Genomic DNA, 6,471 nt, shown 5'->3' on the forward strand with positions numbered 1-6,471 from the left:
GCAGCGTTAGTACAGGCCGGGAATCAGGCGCGCGGTACGCGCACGATAGGCGTCGTATTCGGGGCCGAAGTGCGCGCCGAGCAGTGCCTCCTCCGAACGAATGCGCGCGATAATCACCGGCACGAGCAGCGCGGTGCAAATCAGCCCGAGCGCCGACCGAAAGGCTAAGCTCCAGCCAACTGAGCTGATCAATAACCCGGCGTAGCTGGGATGGCGGATGACGCCGTAGATTCCGGTCGTCAGCAACTGATGACCGCGTTGGATCGCTACCAGCCCGCTGAAGCGATCGCCCAAAATGAAGACCGGCCAGATGCGCAGCGCGCCGCCGATAATGAAGAGCACGAGACCGGCCCAGCGAATCGCATCGCCGCCGAACGTAAGAAGGCCGATGCGATCGGAGTATGCGGGCACCACGGCAAGCGCGAGGCCGAGCAGCGAGAAGGGAATCAGCACCCAGCGATTGGAGCGGTCCTCTCGCTCCCCGCGCGATATACCGCCGCCGGCCAGCGCCGCGGCGATAACGAGCGCGCAGAAAGCAATCGTCAGGGCGATGAGCGGCGGCTGGGAGAAAAAGCGCGCGAATCCGCCGTCGCAGAGAATCACGAGCACGAAATAGGCGGCCGAGGTGGTGAGCACGATTAGCTGGCGCATCACGATCGTGCGAGCTCGTGCAGCAGCTTTGCGTATTCCGCGGCTTCGCGTTTGAGAGCGGCGCTCGGCAGAATAGCGGCTTCGGCCGACAGGGTGAGCAGCAGCCCGTAGGGCGTGGCGTGATGTTCGGCCAGCCGGCGCGCTTCACGCAGGTGTTCGCGCGCCGAGCCGACGTCGCCGAGTTTTGCGTGCGCGGTCGCCATCAGCCGATGCGCGTCGCCGAGGCCGCGCTCCGTCCGTTGCGCGCTATAGCCGGCAAGCGCCTCACGCGCCTCGCGCAATGCCGCCTCGTGTTCGCCGAGACGGTCCAACGCGGCGGCCGCAGACGCGTGCCAGCCCGGCACAACCGCGCGCGGGCACCAGGACCCCTCGCCGGGACGAACGTAGCCCATCAGCGAGAGCGCGTCGTGCGGACGGCCGGTCATCGTGTAGGCGTGCGCCGCTTCCATCATCAAGCCGGAACGATCGCCGGGACGCGCGCCGCGCAGCGCGTGGGGTGCCATCGTGCGGTAGCGGCGGATCGCCTCAGTATAGTCGCCGCTGACGGCGTTGAGCCCGACGAGCACCGCTCCGAGGCGGCTCGCCGTCGACGACCATCCGGACTCGGCGCCCCGTTGCAGCAATACCGCGATTTCGCTGACAGCGGCGCGGGTTCGCCCCGTGACGATCGCTTCGATCGTCACGTGTACCGCCGAGATCTCGAGCGCCTCAGGACGGTTCGCAAGCCGGAACGCATCGATGAGCTCGACCGCTTCGGCCGAAGAAGATCGAGCCTGCGCGAAGTTTCCAAGTCTAAACTGCAACAGCGCTTCGTCGCCGAGCGTGTCGGCGAGGGCGGAGTGGGGCTTGAGCAGCGCGGGTTCGGCAGCGATGCTGCGCCGCAGAAAAGCGCCCGCGCGTTCAAAATGCGAGACGCTCTCCAACGGCGTTAGGGATAAGTGCGCCTGCGCGCGAGCGAGGCGTCCGCGCAGCCAATCGGCGACGGCGGGGGCGAACTCACCGTCGTTGAGTACGTGCGACGCGGCGCGCACAGCGGCCGACCCGGCTGGTTCGTCGCTATAGTCGTTCGCCGTTTCGGCCAACTCGAGCAGCAGGTCGGCGCGCTCGAGCAAATCGCTTGCGTCTCTCGCGAGTGCGCGCAGCGCGTCGAGGCACTCCGCGTTTCCGGATTGCGCGAGGCTTCGCGCGAAGGTCTTGCCTGCGAGCACCGCTTCGCCGCCGGCTGCAAACGGGGACGCATCCGCGACGGCCGGGCGGTCCTCCGCGGCGCCTGCATTCTCGTCGAAGAGATGCTCGCTGAGAAAGGCGAGCGCCTGGCGGCGATCGCGAAAGAACTGCCGCGGCGAGAGCGCTAGTGCACGCTGAACGACGGCGGCACTCTCGCCGCCGAGATCGTAGCGCCGCACGATCTCGCGCTGGCGCGGCGGCAAACGGAATAGCGCGATCTCAACGGCGCCTAGCATCGCCAGATGCCGCCGAGCTTCGAGCGAGCGCAACGTCCGCAGCTCGCGCAGCAAGCGGCGTACGGCGGAGAGCGGATCGTCTCGATCTGACTTGCGCGCCATGGAATCTTCTCTTCTCCAGAACGAGCCTCGGGTCTGCCGGGTGACGTGGCATTCTGGCGAAGCGCAGCCCGGCCCCGACTCAAGTAATGCCGCATTTTCGCGCCGCGGTAGGAGCTGGCGCCCGAGCAATCGGAGGGTGCACTGCCATGAAAACATTTGCCGCGCTTGGCGCGATCGCACTTCTCACGGCCTGCTCCGGGATCGGATCGCACGCCGCTCCGGTTCTCCCGAATAGCGGGGCCGCTTCGCAAACGGCCCCGAAGGGCCACGGAAAGTATAACGGGCAAGTCTTCGTTTCAGATTTGGACAACGCAGCCGTTTGGATCTGTCCGACAAACTTCAAGGACATTAAATTCGGCTACCTCGCCGCGACCGGGCAGCTGCAAGGCGTCTCCAACCCGTCGCAGCTCGCGGTCGACGCCAAAGGTACGATCTACGTCGCGAACGCGCAGGTCGACGCCAGCGGCGCCGGCTCGATCGGCGAGTATCCACGCGGCGCGACGTCACCCGCTCGTACGCTGACGACCGGCCTCAACACGACGACGGGAGTCGCGGTCGATTCTCACGGCACCGTCTATGCGAGCAATAAATACCTCGCCTCAGTCGTCGTCTTTCCATCAGGGAAGAGCGCGCCGAGCGAAAGGATCACCGCGAATCTGGTGGGCCCCGACGGCCTGGCCGTCGACGGGCACGACAACTTGTACATCGCGGACAGCTCGGCCAACGACGTGCTGGAGCTGACGCACGGTTCGAAGACGCCGCGCTCGCTCAAACTGACGAAGATCGCGCGGCCGGTCGGCGTTGCGCTCGACAGCAACGGCGACCTCTTCGTCAGCAACATGCTCGGCGCGAAGTCGACGGTCACGATGTACGCACCGGGCTCGACGGCACCGAAAGAGACGATCGTCGTACCCGGGCCGGTCTTCAACTCGTCGCAGAGCACGATCGCCGAGCCTGCGATGCTCTCGGTCACGCAGCCGGGCGACATTCTCATCGTCAGCGCTCCGCTCACGCTGGCGCTGATCGGCGGCAAAGAGTGGTTCGGCTACGTCCCCGCCGTCGTCGGGTACGCAGCCGGACAGACGCAGCCGGCCTGGAGCCAATACGTAACTACTGGCTACGACGCCGTTTTCCAGCCGGAGAAATAAGATGAGGCTTTTGATAATCGCATCGCTAGGGCTACTCTCTATCGGCGCCGCGCACGGTTCACGGTCGCTGCAAACGCGGCCGACGTGCGCCTTCAACATTCCGCTGTCCGCCGCGCAGTGTCAACGGCTGCACGCCGCAACCGGGGGTGCCGGCGCGAGCTGGGCACCCAGCGGCACGAGTTCGACGCTGCTCTACACGTCGGAGCCGTTCGAAGCCGCCGTCGATATCTGGACGGTCGGCGCGAAGGGGTTCAAATCTAGCGGCCGCTTACAGCTCGGCACCGGAGCGGTTCCACTCGGCCTGACGACCGATGCGGCGCAGAATCTCTACGTTGCAATCGCGACCTTCGGTTCGGGAACGCCGAGCGTCGACGTCTTTGCGCGCGGGGCGACGAAACCGAGCAAAGTCTACACCCAAGGGCTTAGCGCGCCGGAGGACGTCGCGGTCGACGCCCACGGGACGCTCTACGTCGCGAACCTCGCCAACGCGCTGGGCGGCGGCTGCGGACAAGGCAGCGGCCCCGGCGGCAACGTGATCGAGTATGCGAAGGGCAGCATGAGCCCGACGCGCACGATCGATGACTTTATCGGCTGTCCCCAAGCGATCGCCGTCGATTCGAGCTCAAATCTCTATTTGACGAATCTCTACTATCCAAGCAGCGGTTTTGTGGTTAGCGATGTCACCGAATACGCGTATAAATCGACGCACGGGACGGCCTTGGGTCTGCAGGTGCCGGGCGGTCCCGCTCTCGGCGGCATTCAAATTGCATCCAACGGCGACGTCGTCGTCGAGAACGTGGAAGACGACGCCACGCTCAACCAGGTCCTGAGCTACCCGCACGGCTCGAAGAAGCCGTCGAGCACGATTCAGTATCCCGGCACCGGCTGGGGAACCAGCTTCAAGTTCTTCGCGCTCTCCGGAAACCGGTTCTACGCGCCGGCCTATATCGTCGAGAGTTATCTAGACGTCGCAACGCGGCCGGCCAAGTTCGCTTATCCGAGCGCACGCGAGCTGCTCGTGCAAAAAACGAGCAGCAGCACCGAGCCATTCGCCTACGGCATGGCGGTCAGCCCCAGGAAATAACGTTCCGCGGGACTACTTTGCAACGCTGACGGCCGCACCGGCCGGACCGTCGAAGCTGCCTTGCAGGGTCTTCAATACCGGGCCGCCGGCCGGGTACTTCCACATTTGCGCGTTTTCATTTCCGGCATCGGCCGCGGCAACGTGCCCTTCCTGAATGCAGAATTCGGTGAGATCGCTACCGCCGCGCAGCGGCGTAAACCCGACCTCTTTTCCCTTCATTCCGTGAATCGCGAAGTGGTAAATGCCGCCGCCGCCGTAGACGGCGAGGTAGTTGTCGTGCCACTGGAAAGTGCCGAGGATATTCGGGTGCAGCGTGATGGCCTCGAACGAACGGCCGCCTTTGGGAAGCTCCAGGAGTGCGAAGCGGTTACTGGGGGTGAGGCCGTCGACGAAAAGGTCGCCACGATCGTCGTAGGCGTCGCCGCCTGATGAGGTCAAACCGTCGGAAATGGTCGTGCCCGAGCCTGAGCCGTACGCGAAGACTACGATGTCGCCGGCACCGAGGATTGTAACCGCGAGATTGCCGGTTGTCGGGTCAACCGCGCAGTAAGCGGGTTCGCCAATATCTTCGCTCAAGGTCGAGATTGGGGATGTGCCCCCGTGTGCGTATTCCATAATCTCATCTGCGCCCGAAGCAACGACCCACCAGTTGCCGTGGCTCGTCTTCGACGTACATTCGCCTTGCGGGTCCGTAATAGGGGTCAACTCGCCGGCCAACTTTCCACCGGGGTAAGTAAAAACCAAAACGGTGCTGCTGTAGAAATTCGAGATATAGAGGAGGTCGTGCTTCTTCGCGTCGGGCGCCATCCAGGAGCGACGACCCGCATGCGCCGCGATCGCCGGCGTTCGCCGCATCGCCTCCGACCCCGCTGTCGGCAGCTGCATGTCACCCTGCGCCGGCCGAAGAGCGCCGCAGCCTGCGAGCATCGCTCCAGCCACGAATAGACCGAGCCTGCGGGCCGGGGACGAAATCCTCATCTGTCTACTCCTTACTCCGCAAATGGGTTAGCGGCTTGGAACATCCGATTTCGCGCTCTCTAAAGCCTATCGCAACGGCTTGGGTGCAAACCTGCGGGACGGCGACGCCTGCGCGGCTTATTAGCGGTAGCCCGTGCCCGGATAGCGTGAGACGACCGCGTTCGCGACGTATGCATGCTGGCGCCAGTCGTAGGTAAAGCGCTCGTAGAGCCGCGGGCCGCGCGCGTAGGGATCCTGCGGCCGAGGCACGTTGAAGTATTCGCCGACGATCGTTTGATCTCCGATCTCGAAGCGGAAGAATCCATGCTGATCGTCGACGTAGGACTCGAGCGTGACGCTGATGCCGTACTCTTTATCGGGAACGATAATCGGAGTGCTCGTCGCCTTCACCGACTTCTGCATCTTGTGCAGGTTCGAGTAGCCGCCCGCGCCCGCAACCAGATAGGGAACGATGGCCTTCTCACCTTTGATCGGAACGCTGAAGCGCTGCATGTTGTGGACGTGCGCGGCGACAACGAGATCCGGATAGCGCCCGGAGGCGGCGATCGCCTTCATCACCGGCTCTTGTACGTGCGGGCTCCCCGAGTGAAAGTTATCGAGCGAGTAGATCGGGTGGTGCATCGTGAGGATCACCGCACGATCTTGATCCTCTTTAGCGGCCGTGAGTTCTCCGACCAGCCACTCGTACTGCGTGTCGTCGAGGTCGCCGCCCGGCTCGACGTTGGTGTAGAGACCGATGATGCGCGCGTGCGGCGCGAGCAGCGTCCAGTAGACGTAGGGCTGGGTCATCGCGTCACGGGGAATATCGCCGGCTTCGGGCCGGTGAACCGCGTCCTGCGCACAGAAATTCTTGACGAATCCGGCGAGGCTCGTTTCGCCCTGGAGGTTCTCGCCGTCGTGATTTCCGGGGATCGCGAAGACCGGCCCCGGATAGTGCTCGTACGGTTCGTAAAACTGTGCGTAATACTGGGCGTCCTGGCCGTTGAAGTAGACGCAGTCGCCGCATGAATAGAAGAACGCGGGGTTGTAGATCGGATCGTTGGCG

6 protein-coding genes are annotated in these 6,471 nt (G+C 64.3%); 2 read left to right on the plus strand and 4 right to left on the minus strand.

The window, feature by feature from the left end; all coding sequences use genetic code 11:
* Nucleotides 1–6: 6 nt before the first annotated feature.
* Together VGG51_12115 and VGG51_12120 are read right to left on the minus strand one after the other, a co-directional pair.
* Nucleotides 7–651, minus strand: a complete 645-nt coding sequence (locus tag VGG51_12115; GenBank protein ID HEY1883774.1) for an isoprenylcysteine carboxylmethyltransferase family protein — start codon at nt 649–651, stop codon at nt 7–9.
* Complete coding sequence (locus VGG51_12120) at nt 651–2,216, minus strand: hypothetical protein (GenBank protein ID HEY1883775.1); 1,566 nt, start codon at nt 2,214–2,216, stop codon at nt 651–653. Before VGG51_12120 ends, VGG51_12115 begins: the two co-directional genes overlap by 1 nt.
* Before the next feature lie 146 nt (nt 2,217–2,362).
* On the opposite strand from VGG51_12120, the gene VGG51_12125 reads away from it, so the two are divergent.
* Together VGG51_12125 and VGG51_12130 are read left to right on the plus strand one after the other, a co-directional pair.
* Complete coding sequence (locus VGG51_12125) at nt 2,363–3,364, plus strand: hypothetical protein (GenBank protein ID HEY1883776.1); 1,002 nt, start codon at nt 2,363–2,365, stop codon at nt 3,362–3,364.
* A 1-nt stretch (nt 3,365) separates the two neighbouring features.
* On the plus strand, nt 3,366–4,448 hold the full coding sequence (locus tag VGG51_12130; GenBank protein HEY1883777.1) for a hypothetical protein: 1,083 nt from the start codon (nt 3,366–3,368) through the stop codon (nt 4,446–4,448).
* A gap of 12 nt (nt 4,449–4,460) precedes the next feature.
* On the opposite strand, the gene VGG51_12135 is transcribed toward VGG51_12130, so the two are convergent.
* The gene (locus tag VGG51_12135; GenBank protein HEY1883778.1) at nt 4,461–5,426 is read right to left on the minus strand and encodes a hypothetical protein; all 966 of its coding nucleotides are present in this window, start codon (nt 5,424–5,426) and stop codon (nt 4,461–4,463) included.
* Between the two features lie 120 nt (nt 5,427–5,546).
* On the minus strand, nt 5,547–6,471 hold a 925-nt coding region (locus tag VGG51_12140), incomplete at its 5' end, for a metallophosphoesterase (protein HEY1883779.1).

It is taken from the genome of Candidatus Cybelea sp. (assembly GCA_036489315.1).
Taxonomy (GTDB): Bacteria; Vulcanimicrobiota; Vulcanimicrobiia; order Vulcanimicrobiales; family Vulcanimicrobiaceae; genus Cybelea.